This window comes from Sphingomonas aerolata, from assembly GCF_003046295.1.
Taxonomy (GTDB): Bacteria; Pseudomonadota; Alphaproteobacteria; order Sphingomonadales; family Sphingomonadaceae; genus Sphingomonas; species Sphingomonas aerolata.
This window is the reverse complement of record NZ_PZZN01000001.1, coordinates 905916-930998: the sequence shown is the minus strand read 5'-3', so window position 1 is coordinate 930998 and position 25083 is coordinate 905916. Positions and strand designations below refer to the sequence as shown.

Sequence of the window (25083 nt, the reverse complement as noted above, 5' to 3'; positions counted from 1 at the left end):
TTAGCGTTCGATGAGGATATAGCGGCGCGCAATGCCGGGTGCCGCGAGCAGACGCAGCCGGACCCTGGTCGGGCGCATCCGCAGCGTCAGGACATAGGGGACGATGTCGTCGATCTCGGGCTCGTCCTCGAACCGCTGCGCGACCATGAAATTGTTCATGCACTGCGCCACCGCATCAAAGAACGGCACGCCCATCACGGTCGCGGGATCCAGGCCCGACATCCGCGCCTCGGTCGCGTTATAGACCTGGACGAGCGTGTCGGCATTAAACCCGACCACCCCGAACGGCAGGGTGTCGTGGTCCTCGACGCGCATCGTGTCGAGCTCGGGCAGCGCGACATTATCAAAACTGTATTGTTCCAGTACCATAGCCACGGTCTCCCTGCGACTGCGCTATGGGGCGGCGGGGTTAAGCATAGCCTAAGATCACCTGTTTCTTACAACGGCACGCACGTGACGCGCGCCTCGACAGCGAACCGGACGAGCTGCGCCAGGCTGGTCGCGCCCGTCTTGCGCATCAGATGCTCGCGGTAGGTTTCGACCGTGCGCGGGCTGATATCCAGCCGGGTCGCGATCTGTTTCGCGGTCAGCCCCTCGACGATCTGGCGCAGGACCTGGCGTTCGCGGTGCGAGAGCGAGGCGAGGCGCTGCTCGAGCAGGGTCGACTGCAGGATCCGGTCGCGGACCGCCGCCACCGCGCCGAGCAGCCGCTGCGCCTCGAACGGCTTTTCGAGCAGGTCGGCGGCGCCCGATTTCATCGCCGCTACCGCCATCGGGATATCCGCGTGACCGGTGACGAGGATCACCGGGTCCGACCGGTCGAGCGATGGGAGGGTCTGCAACAGCTCGAGACCGCTGAGGCCGCCCAGCGCGACGTCGCTGAGGATGATCCCGGGCGGAAGACGCGGAAGGTCGCGGATGAACGCCTCGACGCTGGGGAAGGACTGGGTCTCAAAACCCTCCAGCGCGAGGAGCATTTCGAGCGAGCGGCACATCTGGGGCTCGTCATCGATGATGTAGATCGGCCGGTCACGCGGCATGGGCGACCATTTCTCCACCGGACCCGATACCAGGACGTTGCGGCAACGTGACGCGGAAGGTCGCGCCGCCGTTGCTGTTCGTCGCGGCGGTGATCGTCCCCTCATGCGCGTCGACGATCGCGCGGCAGATGGCGAGCCCGACGCCGAGGCCATGGGGCTTGCTGGTCCGGAATGGGGCGAAGATCGCCTGTTCCTGGCCGGGCACGATGCCGGGGCCGGTGTCCGAGACGGTGATCGTGCACTGCCCATCCGGTCCCGAGACGGCGCGCAGATCGATCACGCGGACCGCCGTGTCGGACACCGCATCGGCCGCATTGGCGATCAGGTTGAGCAGGACCTGCTGGATCTGGATCGCATCGATCCACAATTGGGCGAGATCGGGCGCGATACTGACCTTCAGCTCCGCTCCGGCCTGACGGACCGCGAGCATGCCGAGCGTCGCCCCCTCCGCGAGGATGTCGCGCGCATCGACCCATTGCGCCTGCAGCGGGCCGCGCTCGACGAACCGGCGCAGCCTTTTGAGCACGGCGGCCGCACGGAAGATCTCCTGGACCGCGCCGTCGAGCGCCGCGCCGACCTCGCCTACGTCGCGGCCGCGCGCCAGCGCCGCCTGCGCGACGGTGGCGAAATTCGCGGCGGTCGCCAGTGGCTGGTTCAGTTCATGCGCGATCGCCGAGCCGAGCTGGCCGAGCGCCGTGGCGCGTGCGAGCTGGTGGAGCTCCGCCTGCAACAGCGCGAGCCGTTCGGCGGCGGCGACCTGTTCGGTCTCGTCACGGAGATGGAGCGTGCGCAGCCCGGTCGCGGCGAACGGCAGCGGGCCGCTCGACAGCGAGAGCGCGAGACGCGTGCCATCGGCGCGGCACAGCGCGTGCGCGGTCGGGGTGTCGCCGGACAGCTCGGGCAGGCCGGGGAGCAGGTCCGCGAGCCGCAGGCGTCCGGTATCGGGGTCGGCAATCCCCAGGATGCCGCGCGCGCTCCGGTTGATCGCGAGCACGTCGCCCGCCGCGTCGACGATGAGCATCGCTGCGGGGGTGGTGTTGAAGATTGAGTGGAGACAGAGTTCGCGCTGGTGCGACCGGCCCTGCGCGAGGCCGGCGCGCTGGCGCAGCAGCGTCATGCGACCACCGAACAGCGCGAGGATGATCGCAAAACCGGTCACGACCAGCGTGTTCAGCGGCGTCACGAGCGGATGGTGCGCGCTGAACACCAGTGCGGTGGGGATCGTCGTCGCGGCGCCCACGCTCGCGGTCAGCGCACCCCCGAGGACGGCGCCGATCGCGATCGCCGCCAGCGCGAAGGTGAAGGGCAGGTCGATCCCGAACAGGTGGCGACCGACCGCCGTGGCAACCAGCGCGGCGCTGCCGAACCCCACGCCCTGCAGCAGGTTCCAGCGCCAGTCGGACGCGGTCTCCTGCTGGTCGACGATGGCCCATAGCCGCTGCACGATCGCTCCAAATTCGAATCCGCCGGAAAGAACCAAAATGCTACGCTTTCCGCACAGGGGTTTCCAGACACCGGCCGGGGTCTTCGTGCAGTGCAACCGTCTCAAATTGAAGCAAAGCCGGTGTGACGGTCATGGTGTGCCAAGCCTGAACAGACTGTCTGGGGTCCGTATCCGTACGGACTTGCCTAAGACCCGGCGTGGTCGCAGCCTCGGCCAATGGTCTAGGCAGCTTTGGTAAGATTATCGCGTAATATTACAAAAACTTCCAATGGAGGGGCGTCATGAATGAGCAGATCATTCGCAATGATGAATTGGATAGATCCAACGCTATTGTCGCAAGCAATGCCGAAATATTCCGCTACGCCATATCGAGCATTCTCAGCCAGCAGCATCTAGCCGATACGGTTCTGACGACATCGAACTGGAGCAGCGTCCAGGCGCATCTCCTGAGGGCGCACTGCACCAAGCTCGCCGTCATCAATACCGATGTTCTGAACGGCCAGGGTCACGGGATGATGCGCCGGCTGCGCCTGTCTTACCCGCACCTTCGGATCGTCGTCGTCGGGCAGACGCGCGAGCGGATGAAGATCCTGTCGCTGATCAGCGCGGGTGCGCACGCCTATATCCTCGAATCCATGCCGATGGACGAGATCGCCAAGGCGGTGCGGATGGTCGCCGCGGGTCACATCTACCTGCCCGACATGGTCGGCGACCTGTCGATGCCCGAACCGGAGTCGGCACGGCCCGCAGGCGCGCTCACCCGGCGGCAGCAACAGGTGCTGCAACTGCTCGTCGGGGGCGCGTCGAACAAGGAGATCGCGCATGCGCTCAACCTCGCCGAGGGGACGATCAAGGTGCATCTGTCGGGGCTGTTCAAGGCGCTCGGGGTACACAACCGGACCGGTGCGGTGGCGTCGGTGCATGCGCAGGCCTATTGACCCGGCCTGCAGCCATGCCGCGCGGCGACCCGCCCGGGCCCTGCATCGTCCATGGTCTTAGACCGAGCGGCCTACTTGATCCTGCAGCAGCGTCTGGCACCTAAATACCGGGAAATCGGGCAGATATTGCGCTGCGCGAACGTCATGGGGATAGTCGATGGAGCGCCGGGACTTTCTGAAGATTGGGGCCGGCGCAACGACGGTGGCGCTCGCCGCGACGGCGCAGCAGATGATCACGCCGACCGACACGCCGCTCAGCAGCCCGGCGCCGACGCCGATGTCGCTGTCGGGGTCGTCCGATCTTGCGCAGTCGCTCCGGCTGGTCATCGAACCGGTCGAGAAGGAGATGATCGACGGCAAGATCGTCTACATGGTGTTCTATTTCCACGAGAGCGGCCAGCCGCAGCCGGTGTTGCGGTACCGCGAGGGCGAACCCGTCTCGATCAGCGTCACGAACAACGACCTCGTCCCGCACGGCTTTGCGATCACCGGCATCCCGCAGGCGACGGTGCCCGAAATTCCCCCCGGCCAGACGCGGCAGGTGCCGGATTTCGTCGCGCCGGTCGGCGGCTCCTATCTCTATCATGATCCGTATGAGCCGCCGCTCAACCGCATCCTCGGGCTGCACGGCGCCTTCATCGTCGACCCTGCGCTGGGCACGACGGTCGCGGGCTCGGCCACGCCGTTCAGTCGCGCGATGCACACGCCGCAGATCGCCGCAGTGTTCGATGCGTTCGGGCGGCACCCGCGCTTTCCCGGCGAGCGGTGGAAGGCGGGGGATCCGGCCCGCGACAAGCTGTGGCTGTTCTCGCAGACCGATTCGGCGATCAACGCGCGCGTGGCGGCGGGGTACCGGATATCGGGCCAGGCGCTGATCGATGCGTTCCTGCCCGATCATTTCCACATCAACGGCCTGAGCGGGTTCGATACCGCGGTCCACGACACCACGGCCAGCGTCGACCGGGCGGCCGCGCAGGCGATCGAGCCGGTCGGGAAGCAGGGCCAGCCGACCTTGCTCCGGGTGATGAATGCCGGGCTGTGCACGCATTCGGCGCACATCCACGGCAATCACCTGTTCGAATGTACCGAGGCGGACGCGAGCGGCGTCCCCTATTGCGAGACCAACGTCTACGAACGCGACGTGTGGATCATGCGGCCGATGGACCGCAAGGACATGATCCTGCCGTTCGAGCGGCCGCCCGACGTGCCGGTCTGGCCGCCGAGGGAGGAGCCGTTCCCGCTGAAATACGTGATGCACTGCCACACCGAGATGTCGCAGACCGCGGGCGGGGGCAATTATCCGCAGGGACTGGTCACGCACTGGACGATGACCAGCCCGATCTACGCCTTCTGATCCGGTCGAGACGATGGGGAATGACCATGGGCGATGAAAGTATCAGTCCGTCGGGGATCGACTGGACCAAGACCGCGGCACAGGGCGTCACCAATTTCCAGACGTTCGGCTGCAACGTCTTCAAGGCGAGCCTGCCGACGCCCGACCGGCTGACGCCCGACATCAGCTTCGTCCGGCAGGTGACGACCAGCGGCAATCTGGTCGCGCCCGACGGGGTACGGCTGCGCTACTGGGCGTTCGAGGATCCGGCGAGCGGCATCAAATCACCCTATCCCTCGCCGCTGATGCGCGTGCGGGAGGGACAGATCGTGCATGTCACTTTGCTCACCGCCAAGCATGCGCACACGATCCATCATCACGGGATCGAGCCGACGACGATGCATGACGGCGTCGGCCATGTGTCGTTCGAGGTGGCGAACCAGTTCACCTATCAGTGGAAAGCGTCGAGCCCCGGCACCTTCTTCTATCACTGCCACCGCAACACCCCGCTGCATTTCGAGATGGGGATGTTCGGCGGGCTGATCGTCGACCCGCCGGAGGGGCCCGGCTATCTCTATTCGACGCCGATGCAGAATGCGCCGTACCAGCGCTACCAGGTCGAGCGGCTCTGGGTGTGCGACGACATGGATGCGCGCTGGCACAATGTGCTGAGCAACAACCATGATGCGGGCATGTGCGGGGAGAATGTCGGGTTGAACCGGTTCGAGCCCAAATATTTCCTGATCAACGGTGTGTTCCCGACCAAGACGATGACCGATCAGCGGGTCGCGGCCAAGGCGCGGGTCGGCGAGACCATCCTCATCCGGCTGCTCAACGCGAGCTACTCGATCCTTCGGGTGACGTTCCAGGTGCCGGTGACCTGCGTGTCGTGCGACGGGCACCGGCTGGGCAAGGAGAGCTGGAATGCGCCGATCGTCTTTCCCGCAGGCACGCCGATCGAGCTGACCAGCGCCGCTCGGCTCGATTTCCTGATCACCGCGACTCAGCGCGGCGCGATCAACGCAACGATCGAATATCTCCACTGGATCACCCGCCGCGTCCAGGACAATGGCCGCGGCGTGGCCAAGACGCAGATTGTCGTATCATGACCACACCCCCGACCCGATCCGCCCCCCCGTCCGCTCGTCCCGGCCATGCGACGCATGCGGCAATGCCCATGCAACTGGGCGGGGCGTTCGACTTTTCCGATGTCGCAGGCCGCCCGATCGGGCCTTCGGACTTTCGCGATCGCTGGACGCTGCTGTTCTTCGGTTACAGCCGCTGCCGCGCGAGCTGCCCGATGGCCATTCCGCGGATGGTGCAGACGGCGGAACGGCTGCGCCAGTCGGGGATCGCGGCGCGTGCGCTGTTCGTCGACATCGACGTACCGCCGCTCGGCGTCGTGCGATTCCGCCGGCCGGGCGCGGCGGCGGCGATGGCGCTGCAGGCGCCGCCGCATCATGGTCATGGCGAGCTCGACCGCATTGCCGCGATGCGCGCGCTGGCCAAGAAGTTCGACGGGCGGCTGGTGGTCGCGACCGGCACGCGCGCGCAGCTGAACGCCGCGACGCAGGCGTTCAACGTCGCGCGCGAGCACATCCCGCCAAGGCCCGGCGAGATGGGGCACAGCATCAACCATTCCTCGCTCATCTATGTCCTCGCGCCCGACACGCGTGTCGCGGGCTATGCGATGCACGACCAGCCGTCGGTCGCGCTCGAGGACATGATCCGTCATCTGGCACGCCGCCGGGGCTGACCCGGCGGCTTTTGTGTCCAGTATCGTCTCGACCGGCTGACCCGCTCGCCGGATCGGGACCCCGCCGCCGGAACGAGCCCCCCCTCACTGGCGGCGGGGTAGCGCCGCGCATGGCCTTGCTCGACCGCGCACAGACCGGGATTCGAAGCGTGTTCGGATCCATCGCCAGGCGGAGCGGCCGCGAACCCGGCCGTTCGGCCTAGGACAGGGCCTAGGCTGCCAGGGGCCGGCGTAGGTCCTTCATGGGCCTTATCCCGCCGAACGAAGAATGGAAGGTTGGCGTCACGACGTGTGCCGGTCTTCGATCACGACCCGATCACGATCGCTCGAGACGTTTCGCGTTTCGTCATTCAGAGGGGAAATTGCATCATGTCTGGTGACTTTACCGTCGATCTGGGAGATCTGAACTTCATCCTGGCGCAGATCAGGATCAGCGAGCGCAATGCCGCTGGCGAGTCACTCGCGGATATCCTGGGCCCCCAGGCGCAATTAATCCCCTATGGTCTGCGGACCGTCGATGGCAGCTACAACAACCTGCTGCCGGGCAATGCGGTGCTGGGCGCGGCGGACCAGCTGCTGCCGCGGCTGACGACGCCGGTGTTCCGCAATCTGAACGACGGCGCGACGTTCGGCACCGGGCCCGGTGGACCGGTCCTGACCAACACCGATTACGGCACGCCGGGCAGCGTGGTCGATGCCGACCCGCGGCTGATCAGCAACCTGATCGCCGACATGACCAACACCAATCCCGCGGCGATCGCCGCCTGGTACGTCAACGCGCATGCGCAGGCCGCCTATGCCGATGCGCATGGCGGCGACGCGCCGCCCGACGGCTATATCCCGACCAACGAGGAACTGGCGTCGATCCCGAACCTGTCGCCGGACATCGGCCTGTCGCCGTCGTTCAACGCCTGGATGACGTTCTTCGGCCAGTTCTTCGATCATGGGCTCGACCTGATCACCAAGGGCGGCAACGGCACGGTGCTGATCCCGCTCCAGCCCGACGATCCGCTCTATGTGCCTGGCGGCCCCAACTTCATGCCGCTGACCCGGTCGACGCAATATGACGCCAACGGCAACCCGGTCGTCGGCGGGACCGAGACGGTCAACACGACGACGCCGTTCATCGACCAGAACCAGACCTATACCTCGCATGCATCGCATCAGGTGTTCCTGCGCGAATACAAGTTCTCGGTCGATTCGGATGGCGACGGGGTGAAGGATTCGCATGCGATCTCGACCGGGCGGCTGCTGGACGGCGCGATCGGCGGGATGGCGAACTGGGCCGAGACCAAGGCGCAGGCGCTGACGATGCTGGGCATCCGGCTCGACGATTACGACGTGCACAATGTGCCGCTGCTGCTGACCGACGCGTATGGCCGGTTCATCCCCGGCGCGAACGGCTATGCGCAGATCATGCTGAAGGACGGCACGCTGCTCGAGGGGACGGCCGAGGGCGTGGCGGTGCCCGCGAACGCGTACTTCACCGGCCACGCGTTCCTCAACGACATCGCGCATCATGCAGAGCCGGTGCTGGTCGACCTCGATCACAATCCGGCGACGCCCGCGGTGCGGCAGACCGCCGACACGGACCTGCTCGACTTTAATGGCGACGGCGTGTCCGACGAGGCCGACCTGGTCGCGGGCGAGGGGCGGATCGTCGATGTGGATGGCGACCACGCGATCACGCTCGACGACCTGCGCGACGTCAATCTGGACGGCGTGATCAACGCGCGCGACCTGATCGCCGACGACAACAACCCGCTGACCTATGACAACGAGATGCTCGACGCGCATTTCGTCACGGGCGACGGCCGCGGCAACGAGAATATCGGGCTGACCGCGGTCCACACGGTCTTCCATTCCGAGCACAACCGCGTGGTCGAGGCGGACAAGCTGACGATCATCGCATCGGGTGACCTTGCCATCGTCAACGAATGGCTGCGGCCCGCCGCGGACGGCACGCGCAGCGCGATCACGCAGGCGGAGCTCGATGCGATCGAGGCGCTGAGCGGGACCGCCAAGACGCTGGCGATCAACGCGCTCGACTGGGATGGCGAGCGGCTGTTCCAGGCGGGGCGGTTCAGCACCGAGATGCAGTATCAGCATCTGGTGTTCGAGGAATTCGCGCGCCGGATCCAGCCCAATATCGATCCGTTCATCTTCAGCAACACCGCCGACATCGACCCCGCGATCACCGCCGAGTTCGCGCATGCCGTGTACCGGTTCGGGCATTCGATGCTGACCGACACGATCGAGATCACCGATCCGACGCTGTCGACGCAATCGCTGAGCTTGGTCGAGGCGTTCCTGAACCCGCAGGCGTTTGGCGAAGCGGGTCTGGATCCCGTCACCGGCGAGGAGGATGCGGCGATCGCCGCGGGCGCCATCATTCGCGGGATGACGCGCGTCGAGGGCAGCGAGATCGACGAGTTCGTGCCGGATTCGCTGCGCAATTTCCTCGTCGGGCTGCCGCTCGACCTCGCCGCGCTCAACATCGCGCGCGGCCGCGATGCGGGGGTGGCGGCGTTCAACGTGGTGCGTGCGCAGCTCTATGCCTCGACCAACGATTCGCAGCTCAAACCCTATACGAGCTGGTTCGACTTCGCGCAGAACATCAAAAACCCGCTGTCGATCGTCAATTTTGTCGCCGCCTATGGCACGCATCCGCTGATCACCGGCGAGACGACGCTGGAGGGCAAGCGCGCCGCCGCGACCCTGCTGGTGATGGGCGGCGCGGATATCGTCGTCCATGCGAATGCCGCGATGGGCGTCGAGGAACATGTGCTCCAGGCCCCGGCCGATCGGCTCAACTTCGTGCAGAGCAAGGGCAACTGGGCGCCCAACATCGTCGACGGGGTCAATAGCCACGAAACCGGGCTGAACCTGGTCGATCTGTGGATCGGCGGTCTGGCCGAGGAGAAGATGGAATTCGGCGGGATGCTGGGTTCGACGTTCAACTATGTGTTCGAGCACCAGCTCGAAAGCCTGCAGAACGGCGACCGCTTCTATTATCTCAGCCGCACCCAGGGCATGAACATGCTCAACGAGCTGGAGAAGAGCAGCTTCGCCGATCTCGTGATGCGCAATTCCGACCTGGGCGACGTGCATTCGACGCATGTCGACGGCCAGATCTTCAACACCGCGGACTATATCCTCGAACTCGATCCGCTGACGCCGCAGGTCACCAATATCGGCGAGGACGGCACGTATCTGGCGGGCGGCACGTTCGATCCGGTCTGGGAGGACAGTTTCCAGCAGGCGTTCGATCCCAAGGTGGATCGGATCGCCCCGGGCGCGGACGTCGACGGCGACGGCCATGACGATGGCGGGATGCTCAAATATAGCGGCGGCGAGCATGTCGTACTCGGCGGGACCGAGGGCAATGACCGGCTCTATGGCGACAAGGGCATCGATACGCTGTGGGGCGATGGCGGCGATGATTACCTGAACGCGGGCACGGAATCCGATCAGGTCTATGCCGGCGACGGTGACGACATCATCGAGGATCCGTTCGGCGACGATTTCCTGCGCGGTGGCGAGGGCAATGACGTCGTCAGCGGCGGCTCCGGGCTCGACATCATGTTCGGTGGCGGCGGCCAGGACTTCATGGTCGGCGGCACCGACGCGAAGGAGATGTTCGCCGGCCGCGGCAACGACTTCCTGCTCGGCGGCAGCGGCAGCGACGGTCTGATGGGCAATGAAGGCGACGACTGGATCGAGGGCGGCGACGGCTTCGACAGCGTGACGGGCGAAAATTCGAACCTGTTCTTCAACAGCCCGATCATCGGCCACGACATCCTGAACGGCGGCGGCAACGACACCGATTATGACGGGGAGAGCGGCGACGACATCATGATCCAGGGGGCGGGGATCCAGCGCAACAACGGCATGGCCGGGTTCGACTGGGTCATCCACCAGGGTGATACGACCGCCGCCAATTCGGATCTGGGGCTGAGTGCCGCGGTCAACCAGCAGGCGTTCACGCTGCGCGACCGCAACGACCTGGTCGAGGCGCTGTCGGGGTGGAAATATGCCGACACGCTGACCGGCCGGCAGATCCCGCTCGGGCTCGTCAGCACGGGCGCCAATTTCCCGGACCTGCTCGGCGACGACAATCCCCGGATCCTCGGCAACAACCTGTACGAGGACGGCGTCCGGCTGATCACCGGGCTGCGCGAGCTGCTGAGCTTCAAGACCTGGGATGCGAACGATGTCGATGCGCTGGTGATGGACGGCAGCACGACCGACGACCTGCTGATCGGCGGCGGCGGTGCGGACGTCATCAAGGGGCGCGCGGGCAACGACATCATCGACGGCGACGCCTATATGCACGTCTTCATCAGTGTGCGCGAAAACAAGGACGGCTCGGGCGCCGAGCTGTTCCGCGCGGATTCGCTGACGGAGATCCAGGCGCGGCTGCTGAACGGGACGATCAATCCCGGCCAGCTCGTCGCGTCGCGCGAGATCGTCTACCGCGAGACCGTCAACGGCTATGCCACGGGTGCGGCGACGATCGGGTCGGGGATGGATACCGCGGTCTATATCGGCAACCGCTCCAACTTCACGATCACGCTGCGGCCCGACGGGCGGGTCAGCGTCGTCGACAATGTAGGGGACGAGGGCAGCGACATGCTGCGCAATGTCGAGCGGATCCAGTTCGCCGACAGCGTCGCCGAGATCAACCGCCAGCATGTCGGCAGCTTCGGGATCGATAACGTCGAGCCGGAAATCGATCAGGTGCTGACGGTCACGACGGGCAGCTTCATCGATTATGACGGCACGACGAGCTTTGCGCGGCAGTGGCAGCGTCAGGTCGAAGGGACGTGGGTCGATATCGCGGGGGCGACCGACGACACGTACAAGGTCACGGTCGACGATATCGGCCAGCCGCTGCGCGTCGCGACCAACTATACCGACAATCGCGGGTTCAGCACGCAGGGGACGAACCAGCCGGAGGCGGTGGTCTATTCCGACGCGACGATGGCGGTCGCGATCCCCGATTACGCGATCCTCGGCGACGAGGAGGCCAACGCGCTGACCGGCACGGAGGACGCCGACCTCGTCTTCGCGCGCGGCGGCGATGACACTTTGCTCGGGCTCGACGGGGACGACCGTCTGTTCGGCGAAGACGGGAACGACAGCCTCGACGGCGGCAGCGGGGCCGACCGGATGGCGGGGGGGCTGGGCGACGACACCTATGTCGTCGATGACGGCGGCGACACGGTCGTCGAGGGCAGCGAAGGCGGCACCGACACGGTGACCAGCAGCATCAGCTACACGCTGGGCACCGAGGTCGAGAATCTGGTGCTCGGCGGCTCCGCGGGGATCAGCGGTACCGGCAATGCGGGCAACAACGTGCTTACCGGCAACGGTGCCGCCAACACACTGACGGGGCTCGCCGGTGCCGATTTCCTTGATGGGGGAGCGGGCGCCGACACCATGGCGGGCGGGCTGGGGGACGACACCTATGTCGTCGACAGCACCGGCGATGTCGTCAGCGAAAGCGGGGGCGACGGGACCGACACCGTCCTCAGCAGCATCGCCTACACACTCGCAACGGGGCTGGAAAACGTCACGCTGACTGGAAACGCGGCGCTGAACGCCACCGGAAACGCGGTCGCGAACATCGTCACCGGCAATGACGGGGACAACAGTCTGGCGGGGCTCGCGGGGGACGACCGGCTGACCGGCGGCGGCGGCAACGACCGGCTGGACGGCGGCACCGGTGCGGACACGATGGCGGGTGGGCTCGGCAACGACACCTATACGGTCGACAATGTCGGTGACGTCGTCGACGAGACAGGCGGCGACGGCGTCGATCTGGTCAACAGCAGCGTGAGCTTCGCGCTCGCGGGCGGCGTGGACAACCTCACGCTGACGGGCAGTGCGGCGATCAACGCGACGGGCAACGCCGATGCGAACGTCCTGACGGGCAATGCCGGGGTGAACCGGCTGACCGGGCTGGACGGCGCGGATACGTTGCGCGGGCTGGCCGGCAACGACCAGCTGTTCGGCGGGGGCGGGGCGGACGACCTCGACGGTGGTACCGGCGCGGACAGCCTGTCCGGCGGCACGGGCGACGACATCTATACCGTCGACAGTGTCGGCGACGTCGTCGACGAAACCGACGGTGACGGCGTCGACTTGGTCAAGAGCAGCGTGACCTTCACGCTCGCCGCCGGTGTCGAGAATCTGACGCTGACGGGGAGCGGTTCGCCCAGCGCGACGGGCAACGCCGCCGCCAACATCCTGACGGGCAATGGTGCGGCGAACACGCTGACGGGTCTCGACGGCGACGACACGCTGATCGGGCTGTCGGGCAACGACCGGCTGAACGGCGGTGCGGGGGCGGACATCCTGAACGGCGGCACCGGATCGGACATCATGACCGGCGGCGACGGCGACGATCTCTATAGCGTCGACACGACCGGCGACATCGTCGACGAGACCGGCAGCGACGGTATCGACACCGTCACCAGCAGCATCACCTACACGCTCGGCGCCGGCGTCGAACGCCTCACCCTGACCGGGACGGGGGGAATCGCGGGGCGGGGCAATGCCGCCGACAACGTCATCACCGGCAATGACGGCGCCAACGCGCTGTCGGGCTTTGCCGGCAACGACCAGCTGTTCGGCGGCGCGGGCACGGATACGCTCGACGGCGGCACCGGCCAGGACGTGATGTCCGGCGGGCGCGGCAACGACAGCTATGTCGTCGACGATATCGGCGACGTCGTCGACGAGACCGGCGGCGACGGCCTCGATACGGTCACCAGCAGCGTGTCCTTCACGCTGGAGTCCGGGGTCGAGCGTCTGACGTTGAGCGGGGTGGCGGCGATCGATGCGACGGGCAGCGCGGATGCCAACATCCTGACGGGCAATGCCGGCGTCAACATCCTGTCGGGGATGGAGGGGGCCGACACGCTGCGCGGCATGGCCGGCGACGACCGGCTGTTCGGCGGCGCCGGGGCGGACACGCTCGACGGCGGCACCGGCGCGGACGTGATGGCGGGTGGCCTGGGCGACGATATCTACATCGTCGACACTCTGGGCGACAGCGTCGACGAGACCGACGGGGACGGCGTCGATCTCGTCACCAGCAGCATCACCTTCACGCTGGCCGACGGGCTCGAGAACCTGACGCTGACGGGCACTTCCGGGGTGCACGGCAACGGCAATGCCGGCGCGAACGCACTGACGGGCAATAGCGCGGGCAATATCCTGTCCGGGTTCGACGGCGACGACCTGTTGCAGGGGCTGGGGGGCAACGACCAGCTGCTGGGCGGCGCGGGGCAGGACCGGCTCGTCGGCGGCACCGGCAGCGACCGGCTGACCGGGGGCACGGGCGACGACGTGTTCGTGTTCGTGACCGGGCAGGGCAATGACACGGTGGTCGATTTCGACTTCGATGCGGCCGGGGGACAGGACCTGCTCGATGTTTCGGGTTGCGGCATCACCGCCGCCAATTTCGGGGCACAGGTGCTGATTTCGCAGGTCGGCGTCAACACGGTGATCACGATCGGCACGCAGACGATCACGCTCACCGGGGTGAACGCGACGACGATCGACCACAGCGATTTCGGGTTCTGATCGATGATGCAGATGTTCGGGGACCGGCTGGCGCAGCCGGTACGGGATGCGGTGACGCGCTGTCGGTCGCATCTCCTTGCCGCCTTGCTGTTCAGCGCGCTGGTCAACATCCTGTACCTCGCGCCGACGCTGTACATGATGCAGGTCTATGACCGGGTGGTGCCGACCGGGGGCGTCGTCACTCTGGTGATCCTGACGCTGGTGCTGGGGGCGGCGATCGCCACGATCGGGGTGCTGGAGGCCCTGCGGTCGCGGCTGATGGTCAAGGTGTCGCTGCGGCTCGACCAGCGCGTGTCGCGGGCGATCCTGGCGCGGCTGATCGAGCGCGGTCACACCCGGCAGCGCGACCCGACGACGGCACAGGCGATGCGCGAGTTCGACACGCTGCGACAGGTGATCACCGCGCCGACGCTGGTCGGGATCTTCGATGCGCCCTGGACGCCGATCTATGTTCTGGCCGCGGTGCTGATCCATCCGCTGCTGGGGCTGTTCATCATCGCCGCGGGCGCGTGCCTCGCGGTGCTGACATGGATGTCCGAGCGGGGGACGCGCGGGCTGATGAGCGTCGCGCACACCGCCAATGCCCGGTCGGCGATCGTCCAGGAGGATATCGCCCAGCAGGCCGAGCTCGTCCGCGCGCTGGGCATGGGCCGGGCGATGGTCGACCGGCAGATCGTCGAACGCGGCGACGGGCAGGCAGCGCTGGCTGCGGCGCAGATGGCGACCGCGCGCTATGCCGCGATCGCCAAGTTCATGCGGCTGTTCCTCCAGTCGCTGGCGCTCGGGCTCGCCGCGGTCCTCGCGGTCGAGCGGCAGATCTCGGTCGGATCGATCATCGCCGCATCGGTGCTGCTCAGCCGTGCGCTGCAGCCGGTCGAGCTGCTGATCGGCGGCTGGTCGAACCTGCAGAGCGCCAACGAGGCGCTGAAATCGCTGAAGCAGTTGTTCGACACGGACGCGGCGGCGGCGCCCGCGACCGTCCTGCCGGCGCCGCTCGGCCGGATCACCGCGCGCAAGATCACCACGCGCAGCGCCGATGGCGCGGCGATGCTGCTCAAGGGGGTGAGCTTCGACCTGCAGGCGGGGCAGATGCTGGGGATCGTCGGGGCATCGGGGGCGGGCAAGACGACGCTGATCCGCATCCTCGCCGGTGGGATCGCGCCCGAGGCCGGACAGGTGCTGCTCGACGGCGCGGACTCGATCCTCTGGGATGCGCAGCGGCTCGCGCGGTACCGCGGTTATGTGCCGCAGGAGCCCGGCTTCCTGACCGGCACGGTGGCGCAGAACATCGCCCGGTTCGCCGATCCGAACGCGGTGGACCCGGTCTCGTTCGACCGGCGGGTGATCGACGCGGCCAAGGTCGCGGGGTGCCACGCGCTGATCCTGTCGCTGCCCGGTGGCTATGACTGTCCGATCGGGCGCGGCGGGCTGGCGCTGTCGGCGGGTCAGCGGCAGCGGATCGCGCTGGCGCGGGCGATGTTCGACGACCCGCCGATCCTTCTGCTCGACGAACCCAATGCCGCGCTGGACGCGGAGGGCGAGGCGGCGCTGATGCGCGCGCTGGAAACCAGTCGCCAGCGCGGCGCGACGATCGTGATCGCGGCGCATCGCACCAGCGTGCTGGCCGCCGCGGATCGGCTGCTCGTGCTCAACGCCGGGTCGGTCGACTGCGAAGGTCCGGCCGAGGAGGTTCTGGCCGAGCTGGCGCGCCGCGCCGGCGGGAGCCGCGGCAATGTCGTCGGACTGAAGGGGGCTGTGTCATGAGCATGATCGACGATTCGGCGCGGGTTGAGATCCGGCGCGGCCTGCGCGTCGCGGCGCTGTTCTTCATCGGGCTGCTGGGGGGCGCGTCGATGATGCCGCTCGACGCAGGCGTCTATGCCCGCGGCGCGGTGATCGTGTCGGGCAAGCGGCAGGCGGTGCAGAATCGCGACGGCGGCATCGTCACGGCATTGCGCGCCGTCGAAGGCCAGAAGGTCGCGCGCGGGCAGGTGCTGCTCGAGATCGCGTCGGCGGACCTGCATGCGCTCGAACGCGGGATGACCGCCGAATTGATGATGCTGTTCGCGCAGCGCGAACGCCTGCTCGCCGAACGCGACCGGCGCGCGGTGATGGCCGAGCCGGTCGAATTCCGCACGCTGCCGGCGGCGGACCGGGTGCTGGCGGAGGACGCGCTGCGCGGGCAGCGGTTGCTGCTGGCGGCGCGCCTGCGGACCGCGCAGACCGAGAAGGCGGTGTGGATGCGGCGCGCCCACGCCAATGCCGAACAGATTGGCGGGTTCGGTGAGCAGATCGCGGCGAACCGCCGGCAACGCGCGCTGCTCGACGACGAGCTGACGGGGATGCGGGTCATCGCCGCCAAGGGCTTTGCCTCGATCAACCGGATCCGTGCGCTGGAGCGGACCCAGGCCGCGCTCGACGGCGAGCATGGCGCGCTGGGTGCGCAGATTCTCCAGACGCGCGATGCGATCGGCGAAGCCGAACTCTCGGCCGCGGGTGTCGATCGTCGCCAGATCGAGGAGGTGGAGGGGAGCCTGCGCGATCTGCTGGTGCGGATGAACGAGCTGCAACCCAAATTGCTCGCGGCGCGCGAACAGCTCGCCCGCTCGATGGTGCGCGCGCCGGTGGCCGGCACGATCGTCGGCCCGACGATCTACACGATCGGCGGGGTGGTCTCGCCGGGGCAGACGTTGATGGAGATCGTGCCCGATCGCAGGGCGCTGGTCATCGAGGTGCAGGTCTCGCCCGACGATGCCGACGACATGCGCCCCGGCCAGACGACGCAGGTCCGCTTCACCGGATTCCACGACCGCGCGATGCCCGCGCTCGACGCCCGGATCGACACGGTGTCGGCGGACAGCTTCACCGAGGAGCGGACCGGCAATCGCTTCTTCCGGGCGGAGGCGTCGTTGCTGCCGGAAAGCTATCGGACGCTCGTCGCGCTGAAGGGGCCCGGCGCACTGACGCCGGGCATGCCCGCCGAAATCCTCGTCCCCCTCCGGAAACGGTCCGCGCTCGACTATCTGATCGGCCCGTTGAAGGAGAGCCTGTGGCGCGGCGGTCGTGAAGCCTGAGTGAGTGCGGGGTCAGGCGGCCAGGCCGTTCGCCTCGACATGCGCGGCGATGTCGCCGGCGGTGGTCCACCAGATGCGCGGATCGTTCGCCGCGCGGAGTTCGGTCAGCACGCGGGCCAGTGCGGGGACCCGGTGTGCCTGTCCCATGATATAGGGATGGAGCGCGATGCCGAGGACGAGCGGACGCCGGTCGCATTCGGACAGCAGCTGTTCGACGCCGTCGCGGATCATGGCCGCGAACGTCACCGCCTCCTGCTTGCGCGCGATGATCGCGGGCAGGTCGTTGATTTCCTGGGAATAGGGGATGGAGAGCAGTCCGCCATGAGAGGTTGCGAGCCGGGTCGGCTGGTCGTCATGCGCCCAGTCGAGGACATAGCGATAGCCATTTTCGGCGAGCAGGTCCGGCGTGGCGTCGCTCTCTGAGATCCACGGCCCCAGCCAGCCGGTGGGACGCACGCCGAGTGTGGCCAGCCGCTCGGTCACGTCGGCGATCATCTGGGTCTCGCTCGGGTGCGCAAGGGACCCTTGCGCGGTCGCGTTGGTGCCGCCATGCGCCGCGATCTCGTCGCCGCGGTCGCGGCACGCCTCGGCGAGCCCCGGGCAGCGATCGAGGACGTCGGCGTTGAGCAGCGCGGTGGTGCGCAGGCCCAGCCGATCGAACAGGTCGAACAACCGCCACGCCCCGACCCGGTTGCCATAATCGCGCCAGGCATAGTTCATCACGTCCGGGTCGGTCTGCGCAGGCGCCAGTTCCGGACCCAGCCCGCCGCCGAAATCGAACACCTCGTAATTTACCCCGAAATAGATGGCGAGGCGGCGGCCGTCGGGCCAGTCATAGTCCGGGCGGTCGACGATCGGGCGATAGGCGTAGCGGCCATGGTGCGACGTGCTCATCACGCTGGAACGCGCGGGTCGCGGGATAGAAACGCCATGATGCAGATACTTATGGAATCCATGATCGCGGCCGGAGCGAGCGAGCCGTCGGGTCCGACCCGCTCAGCCGTCCACAGGGGCGAAACCCTCGACGGTGGCACGGTACAGATCGGCGCGCGCCTGGCTCAGGGCGGCGTCCTGGTCGTCGCCCTGGCCGACGACCAGTCCCGCGAGCGCGCGGACCGGGCCGATCCATGCGCCGCTGCCGCGCAGCCTGAGGCGGCGGGTTTCGAACGCGGCGATGGCTTCGTCGGCGAGATCGCGGGCTGCCGTCAGGGCGACGTCGGTCACGACCACGACGAATTCATTGCCGGTCCAGCGGATGATCTCCTCGTCGGGAAACACCCGTCGCAGGTTCGCGACAAAGGCGCTCAGCACATTGTCGCCGACGGCGTGGCCGAAGCGCTGATTGACCCCGGCCAGATCGGCGACGCTGAAGATCATGAGGACATAGCTTCGCGCCTGTTCGGCAAGCTGTGCGAAGATCGGCCGCGCGCCCTCGGACGTCAGCGCGCCAGTGGCTGCGTCGCGCATCGGATCGTGCCGCGCCGTACCGAGCGAGCCAAGGTCGGACTGGAGCCGGGCGACGTCGCGGCGCAGCTCGGCCAGCTCGCGTTCGGCATCGGCCAGCCGGGTCACGAGCAGCGTCGCATCTGGCCAGTTCTCCGCCTCGCTCGCCATCGCGCTGACGTCGTGGCTGAGCGACCGCGTCAGCGTCTGCGCATCGGTGGTCAGCGCGCCGAGCTGGTTCGCGCGTGCGGTGACCGCGCTCTCGCGTTCGGCGGTCGTGTCGCGCTTGATCGCAAGATGGCGTTCGCTGAGCGTTTCGAGCGCGCGTGCGGTCAGCCTCAGGCCGCCATCCGTCTCGGCCGCCACGGCGCGCGCCAGGTCCGATCCGGGATCGGCGACCACGGCAAGCGCGAACGTATAGTTTTCAGCCACCGGTGCGAGACGATGTGCCTCGAGAAAGGCGAGCGCGTCGCGCGCCGCACGAAAAGCCTCTGGCATGCTTGTCTCGAACCTTTTTATGTACTGGATTGTACAACGCGGGATCGCGCGCGTCCGTTTCATTCCGACGCCCCCTAGCGCGAAAGAGCGTGCGATCAATCCTTGCGCGGCGATCGGTTCCGCGTTCGGGGGCGTGTCGCTGCGACGGGTAGCGGCTGATCGCGGGCGGCAGCGGCGCGGTTTTTCTTATGATGGGGGGCATGTTCCGGGATGGGACGGCCCGTCGACGCCTGTTGTCCGCTATAGAGGGATATGTTGCGCCAAGGGGGGAGTCCGGTCGTACCGGTTTCAGTCCATTGCCGGGGTAGCCGCACCGGGCTGCTGGACGCTGCTGCGCGCTTGCTGGGGGCGCTGCGACGACGGCAAGGTGGTGGCGGTGGCATCGCGGCGGCGGGCCGCGTTGCGCAGGCGGCGCGGTGCGTGCCGACCGGGTGGCGCCCCGATGGGATGAGCCGCGCATCTCGGCTCTGGTTTCTTCAAACCGCCTATGGCAGAGCCTTGGCCCTGCTGAGCATAAGTCGAGATTGTGGCGGGCAGGGAGCTGGCACTGTGGAAAATACTAAAGTTACCGGCACGCGCGGTGCAGTGTTCGATCGTATTGGCTCGACCTCGCATCGTCACCAACTGCGCATCGCTCTTTATATCCTGTTGGTGTTTGCTGATCTGCTCGCGGTGGTTGCTGCATTCGAGCTCGGTATATTTGCAAAATATGGCCGTTTTGCTGTTACGTCGCATATGAACGTCGTCATCGTCACGGCGCCAATATATGTGCTGACGGCGTTCAACAATGGCGCCTACTCGATCGACGTGCTGCGCAAGGCCCGGGCCGGCATCATGCGCTCGGCGACGGCGCTTTTACTAGCCTTTTCAAGCTTCTTGTTCATCTCCTACTATTTTCGGGCGGTGCAGGCGGAATCCCGTGGTGTCATCAGCATCGGAATGCTCGGCAGCTTCGTGCTTCTCGCAGTCTTTCGATTGGTCATCGATCGGTTTGTCCGCCTGACGATTGGCGGCAACGTGACCACCGATCTGGTGATCTTGGACGACGTCGAATTCGCGGTGCCTGCACATTGCAAAGTCGTCGAGACGCGGGCCGCGAACCTTCGCCCGAACATGCAGGATCCGATGATGCTCGATCGACTCGCGCGCCAATTGCGCGGTGTCGACCGCGTCGTGATCGCCTGCCGGCCCGACAAGGAGCGCGAATGGGCGATGCTGCTGAAGGGCGCGGGCATTCGCGGCGAGATTATTTCGAACGAAATCGACCAGGTCGGCGCGATCGGGCTCGACACTTTCGTCGGGCGGTCGACGCTGGTCGTGGCGGTCGGACCGCTGAGCACGCGTAACCGGATGATCAAGCGGACGTTCGACCTGGCCTTCGCGGTGCCCGCGCTGATCGTCGTGCTGCCGCTTCTGCTGATTACCGCCGCGGCGATCAAGATCGACAGCCGCGGACCGGTCTTCTTCCGGCAGGATCGCGTCGGCCGCGGCAACGCGCTGTTCAAGGTGTTCAAGTTCCGGTCGATGCGGGTCGACCAGTCCGACGCGAGCGGCAGCGTTTCGGCGTCACGCACCGACGACCGGATCACGCGCGTCGGTCGCGTGATCCGCGCGACCAGCGTCGACGAGCTGCCGCAGCTGCTGAACGTGCTGCTCGGATCAATGAGCATCGTCGGGCCGCGACCGCATGCACTGGGGTCGCTGGCGGGGCAGCAGCTGTTCTGGGAGGTCGATGAACGCTATTGGCACCGTCACGCGCTAAAGCCGGGGATCACCGGTCTCGCGCAGGTGCGGGGATTCCGGGGTGCGACGCATCGTCGCGACGATCTGACGCAGCGCCTTCAGGCCGATCTGGAATATATCCTGGGCTGGTCCGTGTGGCGCGACTTTGGCATTCTCGTGTCTACGGTACGGGTCGTTGTGCACCGCAACGCATTCTAGTGCACCGTAAGACACGTACAAAAAATGCCGCGACAGTAATTTAACATACGCTTTCTTAACCACCAGTATGGCATGGTGTCGTCATGCCCCTTCACGCACCTCTTGCTAACCTGGCTGACCCCGTATCGCCACATGCGGCGTTTCGTGGCGGCGATCCGCTTTCCGGCGCTACGACGGATTCGTTCGACGGGGCGCGTTCCGTCGCAGACCCGCTCGCGGCCGAGCTTCAGGTCGTCGACCCGCGTGCCGCCAACCCGTTGGCCGGCGACCGGATCGATTATGAGAACTGGCTCCTTCCGGTCGAGCCCGCCTCGTTGGGTGAACGCGCGATCCGGGCCGGTTCGACCATCGCCGGCGTGGCGGTCTTCGCCGCGGCGCTCGCTGGTGTCCTTGCCTGGATCATCTAGCGTGCGTGCGGAGATGACGGCGATCGGGCCGGTGGCCGAGCGCCGGCGAAAGCCGAGTCGTGCGGCAATAGCGCGCGCGAGCACGGTCCGTGCGGCCGATGCGCGGGCGATCGACGTCCGTGTCGAGGATCTGTCCGAAGGCGGTTTCCGTTTTTCCAGCGCCAGCGTCCTGCCGGTCGGTGCCCATATCCGCGTCGGCCTGGCCGGTGCGGGGCAGGCGACCGCGCGGATCGCGTGGCGCGACGGCGAGGCGCATGGCTGCGCTTTCCAGCCCCTGCTGACGAACGATCAGATCCAGTCGGCCTTCACACACACGATCTGCGAGTCCGCGGTCCTGTCGTTGATCCCCGACAGCGCGGTGGTGCCCATGCCCGCCGCGGGTGCGGCGCTGGCGCCGCCGCAGCGCTTTGCAGCGCCGGTGCGGCTTATCCTGCTGGTCGTGGCGAGCTGCGCATGCTGGGCTCTCGCGACGCTGCTGCTGCGCGGACTTTCATCGTTCTGAACCGACGCTGACGCTGGTGTGGTGGTCTGCGCGTTGCAGCCCTGCTCCGGGGGCGGTTGCCGGCCTCTTCGACCCGCTGAACGCACAAGATTTTCAGGATCTTAGCTAATTTTGCGCTAGTCTAGATATTAGTATTGATTATTTATGACCCCTGTCCCATGTTGAGACAAGACGGTTGAAACGACCGCTGAGGAGAGTGTTCATGACTGCGCTTCCCGGCCCGGCTATCCAGGCCCCATCCTATCCCGAAATCCCCTCGGCCGTGCTCGGTCTTATTACTGGCCTCGCGGTCAGCGTTGCGCTCTGGGCGTTGATCGTCCTGATGGCATTCTTCCTGGCCTGATTTCAAGCACATGGGCGGTCGCTAATCTCGCGTCCGCCTGTGTCTGACGATTCCGGTCGTCGAATTGCCAAAATGCTTCGGCGCTCGAGATATGACGGTTCGCCTTCGCCGTAGTGCCGCGGTGATTATCAGCCCTAAGCGTTCGCCTGACCCGCTTGAAGCAACAGGGCCTGTACGCTCGCGGTAAACTCGGCTTTGGCGATGTGGGCATCGTAATCGATGCCGAGCGACGATACGCTCCTCCTCAGCGAATCGCCCCGGAATACGCGGCCAAGTACCCCGACTTTCTCAGCCCTGCACGCCGCGTTTCCGCAGGACATCTTCATACACATCGGCGAACTGCCGCGCGACGCTGCGCCAGTCATAGGCCAGACTCGCGGCAATGTTGTTCGCGCGGTTCGATTCATAGGCGGCGCTCGCATCGCGGTGTGCGGCTTCGATCCGGGCCGCGCCCGCCTCGACATCGTCAATGTCGAACAGGATGCCGCTGCCGGACGAGCGGACCAGCCGGCGGAAGGGCGGGATGTCGCTGACGATCGGGGTCAGGCCAGCGGACAGGCCTTCGACGACGCTCAGCCCGAAGCCTTCATAGCGTGACGCCGAGCCGATATAGCTGGCCTCGCCGATCAACGCCTTGATACCCTCGTCGCTGGGCGAGGGCACGAGCGTGACCGCCCGTTCGGTACCGGTCCGGCGCATATGCTCCTCGATCTGTGCAGGCGTGACGTCGGCCGGGCCGCCCGCGATGATCAGCCGCCAGTCGCCGTGAAGCCGGCCGAGCGCGGCCACGAGGTCGATCAGGCCGGTGATGTTCTTGTTCGAGGAAAAGCGTCCGATATAGATCATCGTCCGGGTCGGCTGTGGCGACGCTGCGCCCTGCCATTTGCCGATATTGACGCCATTCTCGATCGTCACCGTCTTGCTCGCGGCGATCTGGTTGAACCGGGCGGCGTCGCTTTCGCTCGAGGCGATGATCCGGTCATAGGCGAGCGACGACGCCCGCGTGACGCTGGCGAAATAGGCGAGCTTCAGCCGGCTGGCGAAATCGGTGTGGAAGAAGCCGCCATGCGTCGAGGCGACCATCGGCCGGCGGTGGAGCGGACGGGTGAGCGCCATGCCGTCGAAAAACGAATCGATCGCATGGACATGGACGATATCCGCCTCGCCGAGATGCTGCAGCACGGTGGGCGCGAGCGGATAGCGCGTCGAGCCGCGGAACGGGATCCGCTGCACGGGCACGCCCTGATAGGTGTCGCGCGGCGGCAGCGTCGCGTCGAGACGCGAAAACTCCCGGTCGAGCGTGACCACCGACGTGGTAATTCCGCAGTCCCGCTTGAGCGCGACCGCGAGATTGCTGACGGCGTCTTCCAGCCCGCCAATGGCCGGATAAAATTGACGAACGACGTGAAGAACGTGCATCGGCTTCCCAACGTGATCCAGATTGCCAGCCCCTTTGTCTGATTACGGCCAACCGTCCAGCCCAAAGTCGATGGAGTGTCATGCATGTCCGATAAGCCAGCGCCGGCGCAGCCAAAGCGTTCCCGTGTCGTCATCCTGTCGGCATTTCAGGATTACCGGACGCCCAAGCGCGCCAGCATCCATCAGGTCGCGCATGCGCTGGCGCAGGATGGCTGCGACGTGTCGTTCATCTCGACCCGGTTCAGCCTGATCTCGAAGAAGAAGGGCGATTCGCGCCTGTTCCTGTGGGACCAGGCCAATGCCTGGCACAAGGTGGACGGCGTCAATTGCTATCTCTGGCGGACGCCGCTGCATCCCTTTGCGACCAACAATGCGGTCGCCGATGCGGTGATGGCGAAGCTGTTTCCGCTGTTTGCCAGGCTGCCCAATGCCGATATCGACGGCGCATTCCAGGCGGCGGACTATATCGTCATCGAATCGAGCGTCGCGGCGATCTTCATCGACCGGATCAAGCGGCTCAACCCGACCGCCAAGATCATCTATTACGCCACCGACCGGCTCGATACCGTCGGCGCGCATCCCTATGTCCGCCGCCATCTGGTGAAGAACGCGCGGCATATCGACCATGTCTGCCTGCGGTCGACCAAGATGGTGTCGGATTTCCTGTGGGCGAAGGATCGCCTGTACCGTGCCGAATTCGGGATCGATCCCGCCGACTTCGAGACCGTCGGGCCGTCGCCCTATACTGCGCAGCGCAATGCCGTAGCGGTCGGGTCGATGCTGTTCGACGAAAGCTTCTTCCATGCGGTCGCGCCGCAGTTTCCCGATGTGCATTTCCACGTGATCGGCTGCGGGAAGAGCTTCAAGGGGCCCGACAACGTGTTCGTCCACAAGGAAATGCCGTTCCGCGCCACGCTGCCCTATATCAAGCATGCGAGCATCGGCATCGCCCCCTACCGGCTGGCGCCGGGGGTCGAGTATCTTGCCGAGTCGAGTCTGAAATTGGGACAATATGAATATCTGCAGATCCCCGCGGTCTGCCCCGATTTCGCGGTCGGAGCGAACCCGTTCCGCGCCGGCTATGTGTCAAACGATCCGGCGTCGATGATCGCGGCGACCGAAAAGGCGCTGGCGCTGGCGGGGCAGGTGCCCGCGCGGCATTTCTCGACCTGGACAGAGGTCGCCGACCGCGTGCTTCGTCCCGAAAACTACCCTGACGCCCGCATCGTCGCGGACTAAATGAGCGGGGCTGGCGCGTCGCCCGCGGGCGCGGGCCGGCCCGCCAACCCTCTCGGATATCGGCGTTTGATCGGTATCGGCACGGATCGCTGGAGCAGCGTACCGGCCCGCCG

19 protein-coding genes are annotated in these 25083 nt (G+C 66.5%); 12 read left to right on the top strand and 7 right to left on the bottom strand.

Translation table 11 applies throughout. From position 1 onward, the window contains the following. The 3 genes from C8J24_RS04225 to C8J24_RS04215 form a co-directional block, all read right to left on the bottom strand. Positions 1–369, bottom strand: a complete 369-nt coding sequence (locus tag C8J24_RS04225; protein WP_107930518.1) for a phosphonate transporter — start codon at positions 367–369, stop codon at positions 1–3. A 68-nt stretch (positions 370–437) separates the two neighbouring features. Next, complete coding sequence (locus C8J24_RS04220; protein WP_167396694.1) at positions 438–1040, bottom strand: response regulator transcription factor; 603 nt, start codon at positions 1038–1040, stop codon at positions 438–440. After that, entirely contained in the window at positions 1030–2484 is a 1455-nt protein-coding gene (locus C8J24_RS04215; protein WP_146163635.1) for a sensor histidine kinase, read from the bottom strand. Before C8J24_RS04215 ends, C8J24_RS04220 begins: the two co-directional genes overlap by 11 nt. A gap of 281 nt (positions 2485–2765) precedes the next feature. Here C8J24_RS04215 and C8J24_RS04210 point away from each other — a divergent pair, with 281 nt between their 5' ends. From C8J24_RS04210 to C8J24_RS04180, 7 genes are all read left to right on the top strand, one after another. Beyond that, positions 2766–3422, top strand: a complete 657-nt coding sequence (locus C8J24_RS04210; RefSeq protein WP_107930512.1) for a LuxR C-terminal-related transcriptional regulator — start codon at positions 2766–2768, stop codon at positions 3420–3422. A gap of 157 nt (positions 3423–3579) precedes the next feature. Next, entirely contained in the window at positions 3580–4776 is a 1197-nt protein-coding gene (locus C8J24_RS04205; RefSeq protein ID WP_107930509.1) for a cupredoxin domain-containing protein, read from the top strand. A gap of 26 nt (positions 4777–4802) precedes the next feature. Beyond that, positions 4803–5864: a multicopper oxidase domain-containing protein gene (locus C8J24_RS04200; RefSeq protein ID WP_167396693.1), complete on the top strand. Its 1062-nt coding sequence runs from the start codon at positions 4803–4805 to the stop codon at positions 5862–5864. A 62-nt stretch (positions 5865–5926) separates the two neighbouring features. Continuing rightward, a complete protein-coding gene (locus tag C8J24_RS04195) occupies positions 5927–6511 on the top strand; it encodes an SCO family protein (RefSeq protein ID WP_167396692.1) in 585 nt (194 codons plus the stop codon). Positions 6512–6880: 369 nt separating this feature from the next. After that, positions 6881–14104, top strand: coding sequence for a peroxidase family protein (locus C8J24_RS04190; protein WP_107930502.1), 7224 nt, complete (start codon positions 6881–6883; stop codon positions 14102–14104). 3 nt (positions 14105–14107) lie between these two features. Beyond that, positions 14108–15868 carry a type I secretion system permease/ATPase gene (locus C8J24_RS04185; RefSeq protein ID WP_107930500.1) on the top strand — a complete coding sequence of 587 codons (1761 nt, stop codon included), beginning with the start codon at positions 14108–14110 and terminating at the stop codon, positions 15866–15868. Continuing rightward, positions 15865–17178 (top strand): HlyD family type I secretion periplasmic adaptor subunit, encoded by a 1314-nt coding sequence (locus tag C8J24_RS04180; protein WP_107930497.1) that lies wholly within the window; start codon positions 15865–15867, stop codon positions 17176–17178. The genes C8J24_RS04185 and C8J24_RS04180 overlap by 4 nt, the downstream gene beginning before the upstream one ends. Before the next feature lie 12 nt (positions 17179–17190). Here the strand turns inward: C8J24_RS04180 and C8J24_RS04175 are convergent, their stop codons facing one another. From C8J24_RS04175 to C8J24_RS17805, 3 genes are all read right to left on the bottom strand, one after another. Then, on the bottom strand, positions 17191–18072 hold the full coding sequence (locus C8J24_RS04175) for a polysaccharide deacetylase family protein (RefSeq protein ID WP_107930495.1): 882 nt from the start codon (positions 18070–18072) through the stop codon (positions 17191–17193). 102 nt (positions 18073–18174) lie between these two features. Continuing rightward, a complete protein-coding gene (locus C8J24_RS04170; RefSeq protein WP_167396691.1) occupies positions 18175–19119 on the bottom strand; it encodes a GGDEF domain-containing protein in 945 nt (314 codons plus the stop codon). Positions 19120–19407: 288 nt separating this feature from the next. After that, positions 19408–19854, bottom strand: a complete 447-nt coding sequence (locus tag C8J24_RS17805; RefSeq protein WP_244180537.1) for a hypothetical protein — start codon at positions 19852–19854, stop codon at positions 19408–19410. Here C8J24_RS17805 and C8J24_RS04165 point away from each other — a divergent pair. From C8J24_RS04165 to C8J24_RS17495, 4 genes are all read left to right on the top strand, one after another. Then, positions 19771–21060 (top strand): exopolysaccharide biosynthesis polyprenyl glycosylphosphotransferase, encoded by a 1290-nt coding sequence (locus C8J24_RS04165; RefSeq protein WP_244180521.1) that lies wholly within the window; start codon positions 19771–19773, stop codon positions 21058–21060. The genes C8J24_RS17805 and C8J24_RS04165 overlap by 84 nt on opposite strands. 83 nt (positions 21061–21143) lie before the next feature. Next, positions 21144–21467, top strand: coding sequence for a hypothetical protein (locus C8J24_RS17505; protein WP_031394409.1), 324 nt, complete (start codon positions 21144–21146; stop codon positions 21465–21467). A gap of 1 nt (position 21468) precedes the next feature. After that, a complete protein-coding gene (locus tag C8J24_RS17500; protein ID WP_167396690.1) occupies positions 21469–21969 on the top strand; it encodes a PilZ domain-containing protein in 501 nt (166 codons plus the stop codon). 202 nt (positions 21970–22171) lie between these two features. Further along, positions 22172–22312 carry a hypothetical protein gene (locus C8J24_RS17495; protein ID WP_156360375.1) on the top strand — a complete coding sequence of 47 codons (141 nt, stop codon included), beginning with the start codon at positions 22172–22174 and terminating at the stop codon, positions 22310–22312. 288 nt (positions 22313–22600) lie between these two features. Here the strand turns inward: C8J24_RS17495 and C8J24_RS04155 are convergent, their stop codons facing one another. Beyond that, positions 22601–23731 (bottom strand): glycosyltransferase family 4 protein, encoded by a 1131-nt coding sequence (locus C8J24_RS04155; RefSeq protein ID WP_107930486.1) that lies wholly within the window; start codon positions 23729–23731, stop codon positions 22601–22603. Between the two features lie 84 nt (positions 23732–23815). On the opposite strand from C8J24_RS04155, the gene C8J24_RS04150 reads away from it, so the two are divergent. Next, positions 23816–24970 (top strand): GumK N-terminal domain-containing glycosyltransferase, encoded by a 1155-nt coding sequence (locus tag C8J24_RS04150; protein ID WP_107930484.1) that lies wholly within the window; start codon positions 23816–23818, stop codon positions 24968–24970. Positions 24971–25083: the final 113 nt, after the last annotated feature.